Source organism: Vibrio sp. F13 (assembly GCF_020806305.2).
GTDB classification, from domain to species: domain Bacteria; phylum Pseudomonadota; class Gammaproteobacteria; order Enterobacterales; family Vibrionaceae; genus Vibrio; species Vibrio crassostreae_C.
In genome coordinates this window covers 1557949-1575658 of sequence record NZ_CP170175.1, presented here as the reverse complement: position 1 = coordinate 1575658, position 17710 = coordinate 1557949, and the positions used below count along the sequence as shown (strand labels likewise).

Below are 17710 nucleotides of genomic sequence, written 5' to 3'. Positions count from 1 at the left end.
ACACGCTAAAAGTAGGGTGTATTATTGGTCCTAATCTGAAATATACCGTTAAGCGTTTACGATCTTCATGTACTCAGCAACGCCATCGGCTACTGCTTTAAACTCGATATCGCAACCTGTACCGCGAAGCTTCGTTAGGTCTGCTTGAGTGAATTCTTGGTAAGCACCTTTTAAATGCTCAGGGAAAGGAATCGTTTCGATTTCGCCTTTACCATGGTGCTTGATAACTGCCTTGGCGACTTCTTCAAACGACTCAGCATTGCCAGTACCTAGATTAAAGAGGCCTGATACCCCATTCTCTAAGAACCACAAGTTTACAGCCGCAACATCACCTACATACACAAAATCACGCTTAAAGGTTTCGCTACCTGCGAACAATTTCGGGTTTTCACCGGCATTCATTTGGTTGTTTAGGTGGAAAGCGACAGAGGCCATGCTGCCTTTGTGTTGCTCGCGTGGACCATAAACATTGAAGTAACGAAACCCTACGATTTGCGAAAGCGTTTCGTTGTGTGCTGCTGCATCCGCGGTTAAGCGACGAACGTAGTTATCAAATTGTTGTTTTGAATAGCCGTAGACATTCAATGCACCTTCGTACTCTCGCTCTTCGATGAAAGTGTCGGTCTCACCGTAAGTTGCAGCTGAAGAGGCATACAAGAAAGGAATTTCACGCTCAACACAGTAATGAAGTAGCTCTTTTGAGTATTCATAGTTGTTGAGCATCATGTATTTGCCATCCCACTCAGTGGTAGCAGAGCATGCTCCTTCATGGAAAACAGCTTCAATATGACCAAAATCATCACCGGCCATGACTTGAGTTAGGAAGTCATCACGATCCATGTAATCCGTGATGTCTAGGTCTACAAGGTTCTTAAATTTCTTACCATCTTTTAAGTTGTCGACGACTAGAATATCGTTGTGGCCCGCTTCATTAAGCGCCTTAACAATATTGCTGCCAATCATGCCAGCACCACCCGTTACGATAATCATAATTTTCTAACTCTTTTGAATACAAAACTGTCACGAGTATAGCAAGGAATGGATAAAGCGGGCTAGTGGAATAATTCCCCAACCAGAGTATGATACGGCAAGCTAAGTTATAAATTATGTTGAGTTAATTACTCAAAACTATAGGTATTATCATGAAGATTGCAGTAGCCGGTACAGGGTATGTGGGTCTATCAAACGCTATGCTTTTGGCACAACATCATGAAGTCATTGCGGTAGATATCATCGATGAAAAAGTGGCAATGCTAAACAATAAGCAGTCACCGATTGTAGACAATGAGATTGAGCACTTTCTATCAAATAAGACGCTGAACTTCATGGCAACAACGGATAAAGCCGCTTACAAAAATGCTGAATTTGTCATCATTGCTACACCTACCGATTATGACCCTAAAAACAATTATTTTGATACCAGCTCTGTAGAATCTGTCATCAAAGACGTCATGGAGATCAATCCTGATGCGGTGATGGTTATTAAATCAACGGTGCCGGTTGGCTATACCGAGCGTATTAAGCAAGAGCTGAACTGCGAAAACGTCATGTTCTCACCGGAGTTTTTGCGTGAAGGCAAGGCCCTGTACGATAATCTACACCCATCACGTATTATCGTTGGTGAATGTTCTGAACGCGCTAAAGTGTTTGCGAATCTTCTTGTGGAAGGTGCGGAAAAAGAAAACATCGACGTACTGTTTACTCACTCAACGGAAGCAGAAGCAGTAAAGTTATTCTCAAATACTTATCTAGCGATGCGAGTTTCTTATTTCAATGAGCTTGATTCTTACGCGGAAGCGCATGGCTTGGATTCTCGTCAGATCATAGAAGGTGTTGGCTTAGACCCTCGTATCGGCAATCATTACAACAACCCTTCATTTGGTTACGGTGGTTACTGCTTACCAAAAGACACCAAGCAACTATTAGCAAACTATCAAGATGTACCAAACAACATTGTGGGTGCGATTGTTGATGCAAACCGTACCCGAAAAGACTTCATTGCGGATTCAATTATTAAGCGCTCGCCTAAAATTGTCGGTATTTATCGTTTGATCATGAAGGCGGGCTCTGACAATTTCCGTGCTTCTTCCATCCAAGGGATCATGAAGCGTTTAAAAGCCAAAGGCATCGAAGTCGTCGTGTTTGAACCGGTATTGAAAGAAGAGCACTTCTTTAACTCGAAAGTCTATTCTGATCTTGCTGAGTTCAAAGCTGTATCGGATGTGATTGTTTCTAATCGAATGGTAGAAGAGATCGCAGACGTTGCAGATAAGGTGTACACACGAGATCTGTTTGGCAGTGATTGATTCGGCTCTATTTTAGCTAATGCTAATTAGACCAGATGTTAACAGCTCGATCTATCCGTTTAGTGGCGATATACTGAACCCCTAAACGGATAGGGATACTAATAACTAATGAAAACACGTGACAAGATTGTTTACGCTGCTCTAGAGCTTTTTAATGAGCACGGTGAGCGTAGTATTACGACCAATCATATTGCTGAGCATATCGAGATTAGCCCTGGTAACCTCTACTACCATTTCCGCAACAAGCAAGAAATTGTCCGTGACATCTTTACTCTCTATTCGACAGAGTTACTTGAAAGGTTCACACCGATTCAAGGCCAACAAGAAAGCCTGACGTTACTAAAGACTTACTTAGATTCTATCTTCACACTGATGTGGAAGTACCGATTCTTCTATGCGAATCTGCCTGAAATATTGTCACGTGATGAAAAACTCCACCTTGATTACATGGCCGTACAAGAAAAGCTGCAAACGAATCTTGTCGATATCATGCGAGCCTTCGTTGAGTTGAACCTGCTCAAAGCAACGGATACGGAAATGAAATCGATGGTCACTTCTCTTCACTTGATCGCATCGGGTTGGTTGGCGTATCAGTCTGCGATGTCTCCAAAAGCCCAAATTACCGAGCAAGTCGTTCATCAAGGAATGCTGCAGATGATAGCGACCGTTAAACCAATTGCGACCGCGCAAGGTTTTGAACAGCTGACATTATTAGAAGATGGTGTAAGGGCGTTGAACTCTAAATAGAAAGAGACGAGTAAGCGGTATACGGGATTCGAAGAAAGATACTCGCATCCCGTATCTGCTCTTTATCGAACCAACCAACTCTTCGGGTTTTGAGCTTGGCTATTTCTACGAATCTCAAAGTACAGTGATGGGCGAGTTTGGCCACCAGTGTCACCGGCTAGAGCAATAGCTTCGCCAGCTTTAACCTTGTCACCTTCTTTCTTTAAAAGCGCTTGATTAAAGCCATAGAGCGTCATATCGCCTTTACCATGGTCAAGCAGTACCACTAAGCCATAACCACGTAGGTATTCGGCGAATACAACTGTTCCTGAGTAAACAGATTTCACTTGTTGACCATATTTAGCGTTAATCACCATGCCTTTCCAGTTGACTTGGCCTGTTTGGCGCGAACCGTAGCTGTGTAAAACTTTATCTTTTATCGGCCAAGGCAGTTTGCCTTTACGCTTAGCTAAACCGTCCATAGGTACAGCATTACGTCTTTCTCGAGCTGCCTTCTCTGCTTTCGCTATTTCAGCTTTAAGGCGCGTTTCATTGCGCTGAAGTTCTGCCAAATAGTTTTTGTCACCCGAAATGTTCTTCTTGATGCTACCAACGGTTTTCTTACGTTGTGTTTGGGTTTTGGCTAAAGTATCGCGCTTGGTGGTTTGTTGTTTTAACAGGGTCGCGATTTGCTCTTGTTCAAGTTGGCGCTGCTTATGGCTTTCTTCTAGATCAAGTTGAGTTTGTTCAATCGTTTTGATTGTTGCAGAGCGGGCTTTGGCAAGATGTTGGTAATAATGGCTGATGCGATCTTCTTCGACCCCTGTATTGAGGATGTGCGATGAGGCTTTAGCGCGGCTTGTCATGTAGTAAGTTTGAATTAGTTGCTCTAGCTTATCGGTATGGACTTTTTTCTGCGCTGTGAGCGCTTTTATCTTGGTGTCTAAGTTCGCAATATTAGCATTAGCGGTATTCAGCTGCTTTTTACTGTCTAGGATAGCTTTTTCAAGCGAAGCAATGGAGAGCTCTTGTTTTTTGAGGCTCGCTTGTAGGCTATCGAGTTTTTTCTGTTGTGAGGATAGATTCTTTTGTTGGCGAGATATCTCGCTAGATACACCTTTCAGTTCACCTTGAGATGCAGCAAATGACGATGTAGATAAAAGAGCAACACAGAGGCTCGCTGATATCAGGAGAGTTGAACTAATGGCTCGAATTTGTTTCATCATTATCGTCATTTAGTTGTTATTCATCTACTTGTAGGTTGTTTATGTTTTATGCGAATCTCATTGATGCTCGTTTTCCGCTACTGCTGGTTAAATCCCATCACCATGAATAAAGTTCTGTGAACGACCGTTGAATCCCTGATCCATGTCTAAAGATGGTTTGTCAGTTTTAGGTTTACCTACGATCTTTGCTGGCACGCCCGCCACGGTAGTATGAGGTGGTACAGCCTGCAGAACTACAGAGCAAGAGCCAATCTTAGCGCCTTCACCCACTTCAATATTGCCAAGGATTTTAGCGCCGGCACCGATCATTACGCCTTCACGGATTTTAGGGTGTCGATCACCGCCTTCTTTACCGGTACCACCTAGGGTCACGTCTTGAAGAATCGACACGTCATTTTCGACTACAGCCGTTTCACCGATAACAATGCCTGTTGCGTGGTCGAGCATGATTGCTTTGCCGATACGTGCAGCCGGGTGGATATCTACTTGGCAAGCGACTGAAATTTGATTTTGCAGGTAAGTCGCAAGAGCAATACGACCTTGTTTCCATAGCCAGTTAGCGACTCGGTAACCTTGCAGAGCATGGTAGCCTTTAAGATAAAGTAGAGGCATTGAATACATCTCTACCGCCGGATCTCGAGTCACTGTTGCACAAATATCACAAGCGGCAGCATCAATAATCGATTGGTCCTGCTTAAATGCTTGTTCAACCACTTCACGTACAGCCATTGCAGGCATTGAGGCGGTCTTTAACTTGTTTGCCAGAATATAACTGAGCGCGGCGCCCAAGCTTTCGTGGTTGATGATCGTGGCATGGTAAAAACTCGCAAGCATAGGCTCTTGCTCTGACAGCTGTCGAGCTTCCTTCACAATGCATTGCCAAACTTTTTGTTGTTCACAGTGTTTCATTTTTCCATCCATCTTATCTATTTCATTCCACGACTTGATACGTGGTGTTATCGCTCTGACTTCTTGTCTCGAGCAAGCAGATCTTGCGCAGCTAAGTGGGCATCTTTCCCTTGATACAACACTTGATAAATTTGTTCAACAATTGGCATCTCAACGCCCATGCGTTCTGATAGTAACCAAACTTCTTTGGTGTTGCGATACCCTTCGACCACTTGGCCGATTTCTTCTTGCGCCGTATCGACGTCCTTACCTGAGCCAAGCGCTAAACCAAAGCGACGGTTACGGGATTGGTTATCGGTACATGTCAGTACTAAATCGCCTAATCCAGCCATGCCCATAAAGGTTTCTGGTTGTGCGCCAAGTGCTGCGCCCAACCGACTCATCTCAGCTAAGCCACGCGTGATCAGTGCTGTACGAGCGTTAGCACCAAAGCCAATACCATCCGACATGCCAGCGCCAATTGCGATAACGTTTTTAACCGCGCCGCCAAGCTGCATACCAATGAAATCTGAGTTCGCATACACACGGAATGTTTTGCCGCAGTGAATTTTCTCTTGTAGCTCTTTTAAGAAGCTCTTGTCTGGTGAGGCAACTGAAATTGCGGTCGGCATACCCATCGCAAGCTCTTTCGCAAAAGTAGGGCCAGATAGAACTGCTAGTGAGTAACCATCACCAAGCACATCATGCGCGACATCTTTAAGCAGGCGGCCGGTCTCTGGCTCTAAGCCTTTGGTCGCCCAACAGATGCGAGAGTCTGAGGCTAAGTAAGGTTTAACGCTATTAAGCACAACGCCGAATACGTGGCTCGGGACTACAAGTAAAAGGTCTCGGCTTGAAGTCACTGCTTTTTCTAAGTCTGATTCAATGATCAGGCTTTCTGGGAATTCTATATTTGGTAGAAACTCATTATTAGCGCGCTCAGATTCAAGGCGAGCCATATGAGCAGGGTCATGCCCCCAAAGAACAACGTTTGCACCGTTACGCGCTAGAGAGATAGCTAAAGAGGTTCCGTAAGAACCTGCACCAATGACAGTCATGGCGATCTCTTTTCCGTAAGCGCTGTCTTTACCGTAAGCGTCTGTCGTGTTGGTCGGGTAAGTTGTGTCTGTCATGCTTCCACCTAAAAATATTGAGGGAAATCGAAGAATTCTGGAAAAGCTTTCCACTAAAATAAGAAGAGTTTTCAACTTTAGTACAGTGTAAAGAAAAAATGCACATCGCAGAAGTTGCGATGTGCATTTAAAAGCGAACTAGCGCTTGAATCGTTAGAGTTAAGTTCTACTTTGAGACTTAAGCCTGTTAGCCTTCAGCTTGCTGAGCTTGGTTCTGTAGGTAGTTCATGAACAAAGCATCGAAGTTTACAGGTGCTAGGTTCAGTTGTGGGAACGTACCTTTAACCACTAGGCTAGAAATCGTTTCACGAGCGTATGGGAACAGGATGTTCGGGCAGAATGCACCAAGGCAATGAGCCAGTTGACCAGCTTCCATTTCGCTTGCAGAGAAGATACCGCCTTGTTGAACTTCACAAAGGAATGCAGTGTCTTCTGCGTTCTTAACTGTAACAGTTAGACGTAGGATTACTTCGTAAACGCCTTCGCCAAGTTCACGGCTTTGAGTGTCTAGATCCAGTTTTACATCTGGGTTCCACTCTTTTTGAAACATGTCTGGAGAGTTTGGCGCTTCGAAAGATACGTCTTTTAGGAAGATACGTTGGATTGCGAAGTTTTGTTGTGCGTCTTGTTGTGCTGCTTCAGCCATTTTCTTGTCCTTAAAAATTTTAAATTAGACTCTGTTCATTGTATTTATCGAACAGAGCCTGAAAGTTAGTTTATCGGTCAGCCGCTTCTTGCCTTTAACCTATTTCTTACCTTTAACTAAAGGAAGGTTAGCTTCGCTCCAAGCCACTAAGCCGCTTTTCAGTACGCTTACGTTTTCGAAACCTGCTTTAACCAGCAAGTTCGCGCTTTCTTGAGCGGTTTGACCTGTCTTGCATACTACGATGATTGGGTCTGCTTTTTGGCTTTCAAGGCTACCAAAGCTATTTGCTTTGATATCTGACGGCAAAATGTGAACTGCGTCCGTAATATGGCCCTTTTTGAACTCATCCTTAGTACGAATATCAACCACAATACCGTTTTCACGGTTAATCATGTGTGTGGTTTGCGCTGCCGTGATCTCTTTGTAGGCTGCGCTTGATGTCTTGATAACGTTCGCAATGATGGCAACAACCAAGCCGATCCATACGATGGCTAAAATCATATTCTCTTGAACAAATGGAACTAACTCTTGCATGTCTTGAACTCTTATTCGTTATTGGGCGAAAAACTATAGATCGGGAGTATAGCGAGAAAGGGTAGGAGAATACAGAGGAAGGGTGTAGTGGAACTCAGCGTTACCTCTCTTTCTTGATACTTCGTATTCCGTTCATTCTAATCCCTCCTCCTTCTGCTCTTCGTCCTTTCACATGCGTGCCGGTTTGCGACAACAACCTACCAAGTTCGACTTCCCCATTGCGACGATTAACAAAGTGATACCCCACTTCGTGAACGGCTTGCTACGTAGAAGCCGTAAAGCCAGTTTCATCGCCACTCTCTAAACAAACAAGGACATGTAAACCAGAAAGGGTATCTACACCAACAAGAGCTTCAGAATCAACAAAGGCAGCTAAATCAAGAACAACAGCGAAGCCCAAACAAGCCGTGCGAGCGATAAAGTCCAAATAAGCAATATCATCTGAACAAGTGGTACGGGCCACTTAGCTTATGAACCCTCAACAACCCATGCTCGTTACTCAGCCTTAGCGGAATTTAAAGCCAACCCGCTTGAAGTGCGTATCAAGGCCCAAAGTCAATCCAAGCCGATTGGTGAGGATGCTAAGCAATGAGAACTCGTGACTAAGATTGAGCAAAGACTTATTTCAAAAGAAAGCTTTTTTGGAGCAAGGGCGATACCAACATAAAAACTGACAATGGAAGAGAAATTAACGATTTTAGAAAAGGAGATAGCGCGAGTGGAAGCGCGCATCTGCGAGTTCTTAGCCTTGCAGCTGAGCCACTACCTACACGGACTAGCATGTAAAGAAATCAAAGTGTTATTTTTGGTAAACAATAACCAAAGCTTCGAATAGCTGTACCGAAACGGCAACATTTATTGATATAGAAAAACGCTACTGCACTACAGCACAAAAAAATCGCTACTTCATAGGCCCCTAGTACTTGCGAAACGAACAATGTTTTCGTTGGGTGAGTAAGTGGTCACAGGCTGGTAAGTTAGACAAAGGAATACGCTGGTTAATACACACGTATGTTGCTAAAATTGACATTAGAATGCTAATTAGAACCGTATGGAACTGCATAAAAGTAGCACCATCTTGCCTTTAGGAGCTAAACCTAGGGGCGGTAGCGTACCCAAATTCGAATGAATGGCAAACCTAAAGGTTGGACAACAGGGCAAGATCATGAAAAACCCATATGGAATAAGGGGTAGCGTGAAGTGATGTTTCCACTAATTTGTACACTGAAGTCACAACAAATTCAATACATTCAAGATCGATTTGATGATCAGATTTAGGTGTGATCATATACTGTTTTTTAACAGCAGATATTTAGCCATAATGAATGGATTAAGCCTTTTGGACCATATTTCAGTTATTCGAGACCCTCGCCAAGCTTGGAAAATAGAGCACACGCTAACCGACATTATCTTCTTAATAATTGCAGCAGTGATTGCTGGTGCTGAAGGTTGGGAGGATATTGAAGATTTTGGTGAAGATAACTTGGAATGGCTTAGGCAGTATGGTGATTTCAAACAAGGCATACCAGTACACGATACCATTGCCCGAGTTATCAATCTTATTTCCGCCAAGCAACTGCAACGATGCTTTACTGCGTGGATGAAAGACTGTCATGAGACGACAGAGGGTGAAGTGATTGCTATCGACGGCAAAACTCTCAGAGGCACATACAACAAAGACAAGCGTTGTGGTGCAATCCATATGGTTAGTGCCTTTAGTGCAGCAAACCAAGTTGTACTAGGACAAGTGAAGACTGCGGATAAAAGCAATGAAATAAAAGCAATCCCTGAACTGCTTGAAATGCTTTCCTTGCGAGGTTGTTTAGTGACTATTGATGCTATGGGATGCCAGAAGGATATAGCTGAAAAGATAGTCGCTCAAGATGCAGATTATCTCTTAGCGGTAAAAGGTAATCAAAAACGATTGGAGCAAGCGATTAGCCAAGTGTTTAATTCTAGTATGATTAATAGTTTTGAAGTTGATAAATACGTCACTCAAGAGAAAGGGCATGGTCGTACAGAAACGCGTTTGAGTATGGTTGTTCACAATACAGATTTCTTAGGCTATATAGCGTTTGATTGGGCTGAACTCTCCACAATTGGTATGGTCGTTTCAATTAGTCAAGAAGGTGATAAGCCAGCAGAAACAATGCAAATCAAGCACTACATAAGCTCAGCAAAACTAACGGCTAAAGCTTTACTAGAGAGCACGCGAGCACATTGGAGCATTGAAAATCAGATGCACTGGCGATTAGACGTTGGTTTTAAAGAAGATGAATGTCGGATACGTCGAGAGCAAGCCGGTGAGAATTTAGCAGTTATAAGACATATAGCTTTAAATCTGCTGACGGAAGAAATCAGCTTCAAAGCAGGGATCAAAAGAAAGCAGAAAAAAGCGAACCGCAATAACGCTTACCTTTCGCAAGTCCTTGCAGGGCAAGGGGCTTCGTAATCTTGCCCTGGGTTGGACAAGAGCCGTTTTGCGGCCTATTGGGCGGTTTTTTAAAGTAAGCAAAATTTAGACTTTATAAGGGATGGGCGAAAGTCGACTGTCTTAGAATGAATAAAAAGTGTTTCAGTGTCTTAAAATTGACCGAGAATAAACGCTATAAAAATCAATTATTTAATTTAACTTGCCGGTTGGAAACTTCATAAGATGACTAAGAAAAAAATCCTTACGGTTTTTGGCACACGTCCAGAAGCCATCAAAATGGCACCTCTTGTTCATGCTCTAGCGGCAGATGATCGCTTTGAAGCAAAGTGCTGTGTAACCGCTCAACACCGTGAAATGCTTGACCAAGTTTTAGAGTTGTTTGAAATCACGCCAGACTATGATTTGAACTTAATGAAAGTCGGTCAAACGCTTAACGAAGTCACCGCGCGTATTTTGTTAGAGCTTAAACCAGTACTAGAAGATTTTAAACCTGATGTGGTTTTAGTGCATGGTGATACTGCAACGACGTTTGCCGCTAGCCTAGCTGCTTACTACGAGCAAATCGCAGTAGGTCATGTGGAAGCTGGTCTTCGTACCGGCAACATTTACTCACCGTGGCCAGAAGAAGGTAATCGCCGATTAACGGGCGCGTTAACCAAATATCACTTTGCACCAACTCAAACATCAAAAGAAAATCTTTTAAAAGAGAACTTTAATCAAGAAGATATTTTAGTAACGGGGAATACCGTAATTGACGCTTTGTTAATGGTAAAGAGCAAAATTGATTCTGATAGAAATTTGAACGCCACGCTTTCTGCTCAATTCCCGTTCTTAGATGAAAACAAAAAGTTAATTTTGGTTACCGGCCATCGCCGTGAAAGTTTTGGTGGCGGTTTTGAGCGCATCTGTGAATCTCTTGCAATCACCGCTAAAGCGTACCCGGACACGCAAATCCTATATCCGATGCATTTAAATCCTAATGTCCGCGAACCCGTCAATCGTATATTAGCGGGTATCGATAATATTCATCTTATTGAACCTCAACAGTATCTGCCATTTATTTATTTAATGAGTCGCGCGCATATTATTTTAACCGACTCGGGTGGTATTCAAGAAGAAGCGCCTTCTCTAGGTAAGCCGGTATTGGTAATGCGCGATACGACCGAGCGACCAGAAGCGGTTGGTGCGGGTACGGTTAAATTAGTTGGAACTGACGTAAATATGATTACAGCGAACTTACAGATTTTATTGACTGATAAAGCTGCATATCAAGCAATGAGTTTTGCACACAACCCATACGGGGATGGGCAGGCTTGCAAAATAATTTTGAACGAATTAGCAAAATAAAACTTTAGGGAAGCATAATGTCTTTTGAAACAATTTCAGTTGTAGGCTTAGGTTACATCGGGCTACCGACAGCAGCAATGTTTGCATCAAGAAAGTTAAGAGTGATTGGGGTAGATGTTAGCCAACATGCAGTGGACACTATTAACCAAGGTAAAATACACATTGTTGAACCTGATCTTGATATGTTAGTGCAGGCAGCCGTAACTGAAGGCTACCTAAAAGCGGTTACAAAACCTGAGCCTGCAGATGCATTTTTAATTGCTGTACCTACTCCTTTCAAAGGATGTGCTAAAGGAGAAGTTCCTGAGCCAGATCTTCGTTATATTGAGGCTGCGAGCAAAGCAATTGCACCTGTTCTAAAAAAAGGTGATTTAGTTATTTTAGAATCAACATCTCCTGTTGGTGCGACTGAGCAGATGGCTGATTGGCTGGCCGAAGCTCGTGCTGATCTAAGTTTTCCACAACGCGCTGGTGAACATGCGGATGTAAATATTGCACATTGTCCTGAGCGTGTTCTACCTGGTCATGTTGTTCGTGAACTAGTTGAAAATGATCGAGTAATTGGTGGTATTTCAAAACGTTGTTCAGAGCGTTCAGTGGAGCTATATAAAAACTTTGTTGTGGGCGACTGTGTTATTACTAATGCACGTACTGCAGAAATGGCCAAACTAACCGAAAATAGTTGTCGCGATGTGCAAATTGCTTTTGCGAATGAATTGTCAGTTATTTGCGATAAGTTAGATATTGATGTGTGGGAATTAATCTCTTTAGCAAATCGTCATCCTCGAATCAATATCTTACAACCAGGGCCAGGTGTCGGTGGTCATTGTATCGCAGTTGATCCTTGGTTTATTGTTTCAAAAACACCAGCTGAAGCGCAAATTATACATACAGCGCGAAAAGTGAACGATGCAAAGCCTGAATGGGTCATTAATAAAGTAAAATTAGCTGTTGCAGACTTTCTACAGGCAAACCCGACTAAAACAGCTGCAGATGTACGCATTAGTTGTTTTGGTCTTGCATTCAAACCGGATATTGATGATTTACGTGAGAGCCCATCATTATCGATAGCTCAAAAAATTGCAGCAGAGCACCCTTCAGTAGTTAGTTTTATTGAACCAAATATATCTAAGCTTTCTTCTTCATTTTCTAATAATGCAAAACTAGTTGAATTAGATGAAGCAATTAATAAAACGGATATAGCTGTCTTGTTAGTTGATCACTCAGAGTTTAAAAAATTACAAAAGCTACCAGAGAACCTCGTTATTGTGGATACAAAGGGAGTATGGGCATAATGAAAATTTTAGTTACTGGTGGTGCAGGCTTTATTGGCTCAGCAGTTATCCGACATGTTATCAGTAATACATCGAACAGCGTTATAAACGTTGATAAGCTCACTTATGCGGGTAACTTAGAGTCACTTGTCGATGTTGATTCAAATGAACGTTATGCATTCGAACAAGTCGATATCTGTAATCGTTCAGAACTTGACCGTGTTTTTGCTGAGCATAAACCGGATGCGGTAATGCACTTAGCTGCTGAGTCGCATGTTGATCGTTCTATCACTGGTCCTGCTGCATTTATTGAAACGAATGTAGTTGGAACATATACGTTATTGGAAGCTACACGCGAGTACTGGAATAAACTTGAAGATCAAGCAAAAGCAGAGTTTCGCTTCCATCATATATCTACAGATGAAGTTTATGGCGACCTTCCTCACCCTGATGAAGTTCCTGAGGGGACAGAGCTCCCAATGTTCTTGGAGACGGCATCTTATGAACCATCTAGCCCTTATTCTGCCTCAAAAGCATCAAGTGACCATTTAGTTCGTGCATGGCTGCGTACTTACGGCCTGCCAACTATCGTCACTAACTGTTCAAATAACTACGGCCCGTATCATTTCCCTGAAAAATTGATCCCACTGGTTATTCTCAATGCGTTGGAAGGAAAAGATCTTCCTCTATACGGAAAGGGTGACCAAATTCGTGACTGGTTGTTCGTTGAAGACCATGCTAGAGCGCTCTATAAAGTAGTGTCCGAAGGTAAAGTAGGAGAGACCTACAATATTGGTGGTCATAATGAAAAGCAGAATCTTGAAGTTGTAAACACTATTTGTGACATCCTTGACACATTAGTTCCAAAAAACACTAAGTATGCCGAGCAGATAACATATGTACAAGATCGCCCAGGTCATGATCGTCGCTATGCTATTGACTCATCTAAGATGCAACGAGAATTAGGTTGGACACCGGATGAGACTTTCGAAACGGGCCTTCGTAAGACAGTGCAATGGTATTTAGATAACTCTAAGTGGTGTCAAAATGTGCAAGATGGTAGTTACCAACGCGAGCGCCTAGGTGTAGTAACAGGAGATATGAAGTAATGAAAGGTATTGTATTAGCTGGTGGATCTGGTACTCGTCTTTACCCCCTGACTCGCGGAACATCAAAGCAGATGCTACCTGTCTATGATAAACCAATGATTTATTATCCAATCTCAACCCTTATGCTAGCTGGTATACGAGATATACTAATTATTACAACTCCTGAAGAGCAAAATGGATTTAAACGTCTGTTAGGTAATGGCGTTGATTTTGGTATTAACCTGGAATATAAAGTACAAGAAAATCCAGATGGTCTTGCTCAGGCTTTTATTATTGGTGAAGATTTTATTGGCGAGGATTCAGTTTGTCTTGTTTTAGGAGATAACATTTTCTACGGTCAAGGTTTTTCTGATTCTTTACAATACGCTTCAAAAATGTCATCTAGAAGTGAATCCGCTTATGTCTTTGGCTATCAAGTAAAGGATCCTGAAAGGTTTGGTGTAGTAGAGTTTGATAAACAAATGAAAGCCATTTCAATAGAAGAAAAGCCTTTAAAACCTAGGTCAAATCATGCTGTAACAGGGCTTTACTTTTATGATAATAGTGTTATTAAAAAGGCTAAACAAGTTAAGCCCTCTGAGCGTGGTGAGCTAGAGATCACCAGCATAAACCAAATGTACTTGGAAGAAGGTCATTTAAATGTTCAGTTGTTAGGCCGCGGATTTGCTTGGTTGGATACTGGTACTCATGAAAGTCTACACGAAGCATCAAGCTTTGTAGAAACTGTTCAGCATGTTCAAGGCTTTAAAATTGCTTGCTTGGAAGAGGTAGCATGGAGAAATGGTTGGCTAACAAATGAGGAACTGACTAATTTAGCCAAACCAATGTTAAAAAATGACTATGGTAAGTATCTGATAAATATAATTAAAGAGTAATATTTCTATGGATATTAAGATTATACAATTTCAAAGCCACGGTGATGATAGAGGGGCGTTGGTTAGTCTTGAACAATGTGAACATATCCCTTTTGATATACAACGTGTTTATTATATTTTTAATACTAAAGAAGAAACCAGGCGTGGATTTCATGCGCATAAAAAGCTAAAACAATTAGCAATTGTGTTAAAAGGCTCTTGTCGGTTTTTGTTGGATAATGGTAAAGAGAAAGTTGAATTGCTTTTAGATAACCCTGCTCAAGGCTTATTTATCGACTCATTTATTTGGCGTGAAATGTTTGATTTCAGTGATGATTGCGTTTTAATGGTTCTAGCTGATTCTATATTTGATGAATCAGACTATATAAGGGACTATGAGGAATTTATTAAGGTAGTTAATAGTGATTCACCAACTCTCTGATGTTCAAGCTAAAAATATTGGTATGAATACCAACATTTGGCAATTTTGCGTGGTTTTACCAAACGCATCAATCGGTTCTAATTGCAATATATGCTCTCACTGCTTGATTGAAAATGATGTTTCAATTGCCAATAACGTTACTATAAAAAGTGGAGTGCAAGTTTGGGATGGCATTACGATAGAAGATAACGTATTTATTGGTCCTAATGTTACATTTACAAATGATAAAACACCGCGTTCTAAAAATTACCCAGAGCATTTTCTTAAAACCATTATTCAAAAAGGTGCCTCGATCGGTGCTAATAGCACAATACTCCCTGGAATTATTATTGGCGAAGGCGCTATGGTTGGTGCCGGTTCAGTTGTAACGAGAAGTGTTGCGCCGTTTAGTACAGTCGTTGGTAACCCTGCAAAAGAGATAAATAAATGATCCCATTTTTAGATTTGAAAAAAATCAATGAATTGCATGCGAAAGAGTTGAAAAAGGCGTGTTCTCGTGTAATAGATTCAGGTTGGTATTTGATGGGAAAAGAGCTCGAGCACTTCGAGAATGATTTTTCACATTATTGTGGTACCAAATATTGTGTTGGGTTAGCCAATGGCCTCGATGCTCTAACTATAACAATAAGAGCTTGGAAGGAGCTGGGTAAGCTTAAAGATGGTGATGAGGTTATTGTACAGTCAAATACTTTTATTGCTTCAGTTTTAGCTATAACGGAAAATAATTTAATTCCAGTTTTAGTAGAACCAGACCAATTTACGTATAATTTGACACCTTCTTCTATTCAAGCTGCTATTACCGAAAAAACCCGATTAATTTTACCGGTACATCTATACGGTAATATTTCTCCAATGTCTGAAATTATCCAAATAGCTAATGAATACAATATATTAGTTCTAGAAGACTGTGCACAATCTCACGGTGCTAATATCGCTGGAAAGAAATCTGGTAGCTGGGGTAACGCAGGAGCATTTAGTTTTTACCCTGGTAAAAACTTAGGTGCTTTAGGAGATGCAGGTGCGATAATCACGAATGATCTTGAATTGGCCAAGACTGTCAAAGCTATAGGGCAGTATGGTTCTTTTAAAAGATACGAACATGCTTACAGAGGTGTTAACAGTCGTATGGATGAAATTCAAGCTGCGATGTTATGTGTGAAATTGAAGAGTTTAGATGAAGATATTAAAATAAGGAGAGAGGTAGCAAATAGATATTTGACTGAAATCGATAACCCTCTTATTGGTCTACCTCATTTAGATGATCAAAATAGGCATGTATGGCACTTATTTGTTGTGCGAGTATGTGAAAGAGAACATTTTATTGAGTATATGAAAAAATCTGGTGTAGATACATTGGTACATTATCCAACCGCTATATCTAAACAGATTTGTTATGAAGATGAGATATTTGAAGGTACAACGAGTGATGGAAGTCTTCACAATGAAATCGTTAGCATTCCAATTTCTCAAGTTATGTCTCGAGAAGATATTTCATTCATAATTGAAACTATAAATAGCTATTCCAAATGAAACTGGCATCAGTAGCCTTTTTAGGTGCAGCTTTAACTTTTATAAGGATGATGGCAGGCTTTTTAGTTTCTAAATTTGTAGCTGTCTATGCTGGCCCCGTAGGCATGGCTATGTTGGGACAGTTGCAAAGCTTTGTTGGTATCTTGAATGGTTTGGTCGTAAACCAGTTATCTCAAGGCGTTGTTAGATACTCAGCAGAGAACCAACGCTTGGGCTTAGTTGCATGTGCGGAGTGGTGGAAAGCTGCTGTTTCAATTGTTGTACTAATGGTATCGACAATTGTCCCAGTTACTCTCATTTTTAACGCATCTTTATCCGCATGGCTGTTTGATAATGATGAATATGGGTGGGTTATCGTAACTGCTTGTTTAGTACTCCCTCTCTCAGCTGCAAACTCTTTTAGTCTAAGTGTATTGAACGGCTTTGGTGATAACAAAAAAAATATCACGACCAGCATGATATCGATAATTGTTACTCTTGTAGTAACTGCTTTGGCCCTGTATTTATATGGGGTAATTGGTGGACTAGTTATAGTTTCTGTAACTAGTGCTATTTCTGGTGTGATTGTACTTATTAGAGTAAAGAATGAACCCTGGTTTAAAGTTAAGTACTGGTATGGGAAGGTAGATTATAATAAACGGAAAAAACTAATGGGTTATGTCCTAGTTGGAGTTATTGGGGCTATAACTGGTCCTACATCAGTAATTTTCGTTAGAAACATTATTATAGACGTGTATTCAATGGGGGATGCTGGTATATGGCAGTCAACGGTGAGAATATCAGATGCTTATGTTAGTATATGCACTTTAGGGGTAGGCATGTATTTCTTTCCAAAGGCCGCATCTATTAATAATGATTCTGAGTTGAAGTCAACAACTTTTAAAGTACTTTCACTTCTTATTCCTGTTTCCTTTGTTGGCTTGTTGATTATATATGTATTTAGAGATTTTATAATAAACATTTTATTTACAAGTGTTTTTTTAGAAGCTACTGAACTTTTGAAGTCCCGTTTAATTGGCGACTTTTTTAGAATTGCAGCCTTTATTCCCGCATCCATACTTTTAGCAAAAGGATATTTTAAAACAAATATAGCAGCTGAAGTGTTAATGAATGTATCATTAGTGGTTGGGACCTCAGTTTTTATGGGTGATATAGGACTTAAAACTGTAAACTATGTATATACGTTCAACTATATTTTGTATTTCGTTTTCTCGGTCGCTTTTTTTAACTATCATTGCAAGAAATTAAGGCAGGTTTAAAT

At 41.2% G+C, this 17710-nt stretch carries 18 protein-coding genes and 1 pseudogene; 12 read left to right on the top strand and 7 right to left on the bottom strand.

All coding sequences use genetic code 11. From position 1 onward, the window contains the following. Positions 1–48: 48 nt before the first annotated feature. The gene (rfaD, locus tag LMH68_RS07155) at positions 49–990 is read right to left on the bottom strand and encodes an ADP-glyceromanno-heptose 6-epimerase (RefSeq protein WP_010433822.1); all 942 of its coding nucleotides are present in this window, start codon (positions 988–990) and stop codon (positions 49–51) included. Positions 991–1142: 152 nt separating this feature from the next. Between rfaD and LMH68_RS07150 the strand changes: the two genes are divergently transcribed. Both LMH68_RS07150 and LMH68_RS07145 read left to right on the top strand, forming a co-directional pair. Further along, positions 1143–2306, top strand: coding sequence for a nucleotide sugar dehydrogenase (locus tag LMH68_RS07150; RefSeq protein ID WP_017071086.1), 1164 nt, complete (start codon positions 1143–1145; stop codon positions 2304–2306). A 108-nt stretch (positions 2307–2414) separates the two neighbouring features. Then, positions 2415–3053: a TetR/AcrR family transcriptional regulator gene (locus LMH68_RS07145; protein WP_017063104.1), complete on the top strand. Its 639-nt coding sequence runs from the start codon at positions 2415–2417 to the stop codon at positions 3051–3053. Positions 3054–3115: 62 nt separating this feature from the next. Here the strand turns inward: LMH68_RS07145 and LMH68_RS07140 are convergent, their stop codons facing one another. From LMH68_RS07140 to LMH68_RS07115, 6 genes are all read right to left on the bottom strand, one after another. Continuing rightward, on the bottom strand, positions 3116–4267 hold the full coding sequence (locus tag LMH68_RS07140) for a murein hydrolase activator EnvC family protein (RefSeq protein ID WP_229648002.1): 1152 nt from the start codon (positions 4265–4267) through the stop codon (positions 3116–3118). Positions 4268–4345: 78 nt separating this feature from the next. Then, entirely contained in the window at positions 4346–5167 is an 822-nt protein-coding gene (gene cysE, locus LMH68_RS07135) for a serine O-acetyltransferase (RefSeq protein WP_017063106.1), read from the bottom strand. A 47-nt stretch (positions 5168–5214) separates the two neighbouring features. Then, complete coding sequence (gpsA, locus tag LMH68_RS07130; RefSeq protein WP_229648001.1) at positions 5215–6279, bottom strand: NAD(P)H-dependent glycerol-3-phosphate dehydrogenase; 1065 nt, start codon at positions 6277–6279, stop codon at positions 5215–5217. Between the two features lie 187 nt (positions 6280–6466). Then, complete coding sequence (secB, locus tag LMH68_RS07125) at positions 6467–6925, bottom strand: protein-export chaperone SecB (protein WP_229648000.1); 459 nt, start codon at positions 6923–6925, stop codon at positions 6467–6469. A gap of 99 nt (positions 6926–7024) precedes the next feature. Then, positions 7025–7459 carry a rhodanese-like domain-containing protein gene (locus LMH68_RS07120; RefSeq protein WP_229647999.1) on the bottom strand — a complete coding sequence of 145 codons (435 nt, stop codon included), beginning with the start codon at positions 7457–7459 and terminating at the stop codon, positions 7025–7027. A gap of 262 nt (positions 7460–7721) precedes the next feature. Continuing rightward, positions 7722–7922 (bottom strand): hypothetical protein, encoded by a 201-nt coding sequence (locus LMH68_RS07115; RefSeq protein WP_229647998.1) that lies wholly within the window; start codon positions 7920–7922, stop codon positions 7722–7724. 213 nt (positions 7923–8135) lie between these two features. Between LMH68_RS07115 and LMH68_RS07110 the strand changes: the two are divergent. From LMH68_RS07110 to LMH68_RS07065, 10 genes and pseudogenes are all read left to right on the top strand, one after another. Next, a pseudogene (locus LMH68_RS07110) lies at positions 8136–8379 on the top strand (hypothetical protein). A 401-nt stretch (positions 8380–8780) separates the two neighbouring features. Next, on the top strand, positions 8781–9911 hold the full coding sequence (locus LMH68_RS07105; RefSeq protein WP_413755693.1) for an ISAs1 family transposase: 1131 nt from the start codon (positions 8781–8783) through the stop codon (positions 9909–9911). Between the two features lie 204 nt (positions 9912–10115). Next, positions 10116–11240, top strand: a complete 1125-nt coding sequence (gene wecB, locus LMH68_RS07100) for a non-hydrolyzing UDP-N-acetylglucosamine 2-epimerase (RefSeq protein ID WP_229648302.1) — start codon at positions 10116–10118, stop codon at positions 11238–11240. 17 nt (positions 11241–11257) lie between these two features. Then, on the top strand, positions 11258–12535 hold the full coding sequence (gene wecC, locus LMH68_RS07095) for a UDP-N-acetyl-D-mannosamine dehydrogenase (protein WP_229648303.1): 1278 nt from the start codon (positions 11258–11260) through the stop codon (positions 12533–12535). Then, positions 12535–13623 (top strand): dTDP-glucose 4,6-dehydratase, encoded by a 1089-nt coding sequence (gene rfbB / locus LMH68_RS07090; RefSeq protein WP_229648304.1) that lies wholly within the window; start codon positions 12535–12537, stop codon positions 13621–13623. The genes wecC and rfbB overlap by 1 nt, the downstream gene beginning before the upstream one ends. Beyond that, positions 13623–14498 (top strand): glucose-1-phosphate thymidylyltransferase RfbA, encoded by an 876-nt coding sequence (gene rfbA, locus LMH68_RS07085; RefSeq protein WP_229648305.1) that lies wholly within the window; start codon positions 13623–13625, stop codon positions 14496–14498. The genes rfbB and rfbA overlap by 1 nt, the downstream gene beginning before the upstream one ends. A gap of 7 nt (positions 14499–14505) precedes the next feature. Further along, positions 14506–14919, top strand: coding sequence for a sugar 3,4-ketoisomerase (locus LMH68_RS07080; RefSeq protein WP_229648306.1), 414 nt, complete (start codon positions 14506–14508; stop codon positions 14917–14919). After that, entirely contained in the window at positions 14900–15349 is a 450-nt protein-coding gene (locus tag LMH68_RS07075; protein ID WP_229648307.1) for an acyltransferase, read from the top strand. The genes LMH68_RS07080 and LMH68_RS07075 overlap by 20 nt, the downstream gene beginning before the upstream one ends. After that, positions 15346–16449 carry a DegT/DnrJ/EryC1/StrS family aminotransferase gene (locus LMH68_RS07070; protein WP_229648308.1) on the top strand — a complete coding sequence of 368 codons (1104 nt, stop codon included), beginning with the start codon at positions 15346–15348 and terminating at the stop codon, positions 16447–16449. Before LMH68_RS07075 ends, LMH68_RS07070 begins: the two co-directional genes overlap by 4 nt. Then, positions 16446–17708, top strand: a complete 1263-nt coding sequence (locus LMH68_RS07065; protein ID WP_229648309.1) for an O-antigen translocase — start codon at positions 16446–16448, stop codon at positions 17706–17708. The genes LMH68_RS07070 and LMH68_RS07065 overlap by 4 nt, the downstream gene beginning before the upstream one ends. Positions 17709–17710 lie beyond the last annotated feature (2 nt).

Coding starts and splice junctions, on each gene's coding strand:
- LMH68_RS07145 (WP_017063104.1), top strand. CDS start 2,415: ATGAAAACACGTGACAAGATTGTTTACGCTGCTCTAGAGCTTTTTAAT.
- LMH68_RS07105 (WP_413755693.1), top strand. CDS start 8,781: ATGAATGGATTAAGCCTTTTGGACCATATTTCAGTTATTCGAGACCCT.
- LMH68_RS07150 (WP_017071086.1), top strand. CDS start 1,143: ATGAAGATTGCAGTAGCCGGTACAGGGTATGTGGGTCTATCAAACGCT.
- gpsA (WP_229648001.1), bottom strand. CDS start 6,279: ATGACAGACACAACTTACCCGACCAACACGACAGACGCTTACGGTAAA.
- rfbA (WP_229648305.1), top strand. CDS start 13,623: ATGAAAGGTATTGTATTAGCTGGTGGATCTGGTACTCGTCTTTACCCC.
- cysE (WP_017063106.1), bottom strand. CDS start 5,167: ATGAAACACTGTGAACAACAAAAAGTTTGGCAATGCATTGTGAAGGAA.
- LMH68_RS07080 (WP_229648306.1), top strand. CDS start 14,506: ATGGATATTAAGATTATACAATTTCAAAGCCACGGTGATGATAGAGGG.
- wecC (WP_229648303.1), top strand. CDS start 11,258: ATGTCTTTTGAAACAATTTCAGTTGTAGGCTTAGGTTACATCGGGCTA.
- LMH68_RS07120 (WP_229647999.1), bottom strand. CDS start 7,459: ATGCAAGAGTTAGTTCCATTTGTTCAAGAGAATATGATTTTAGCCATC.
- wecB (WP_229648302.1), top strand. CDS start 10,116: ATGACTAAGAAAAAAATCCTTACGGTTTTTGGCACACGTCCAGAAGCC.
- rfaD (WP_010433822.1), bottom strand. CDS start 990: ATGATTATCGTAACGGGTGGTGCTGGCATGATTGGCAGCAATATTGTT.
- secB (WP_229648000.1), bottom strand. CDS start 6,925: ATGGCTGAAGCAGCACAACAAGACGCACAACAAAACTTCGCAATCCAA.
- rfbB (WP_229648304.1), top strand. CDS start 12,535: ATGAAAATTTTAGTTACTGGTGGTGCAGGCTTTATTGGCTCAGCAGTT.
- LMH68_RS07140 (WP_229648002.1), bottom strand. CDS start 4,267: ATGACGATAATGATGAAACAAATTCGAGCCATTAGTTCAACTCTCCTG.
- LMH68_RS07065 (WP_229648309.1), top strand. CDS start 16,446: ATGAAACTGGCATCAGTAGCCTTTTTAGGTGCAGCTTTAACTTTTATA.
- LMH68_RS07070 (WP_229648308.1), top strand. CDS start 15,346: ATGATCCCATTTTTAGATTTGAAAAAAATCAATGAATTGCATGCGAAA.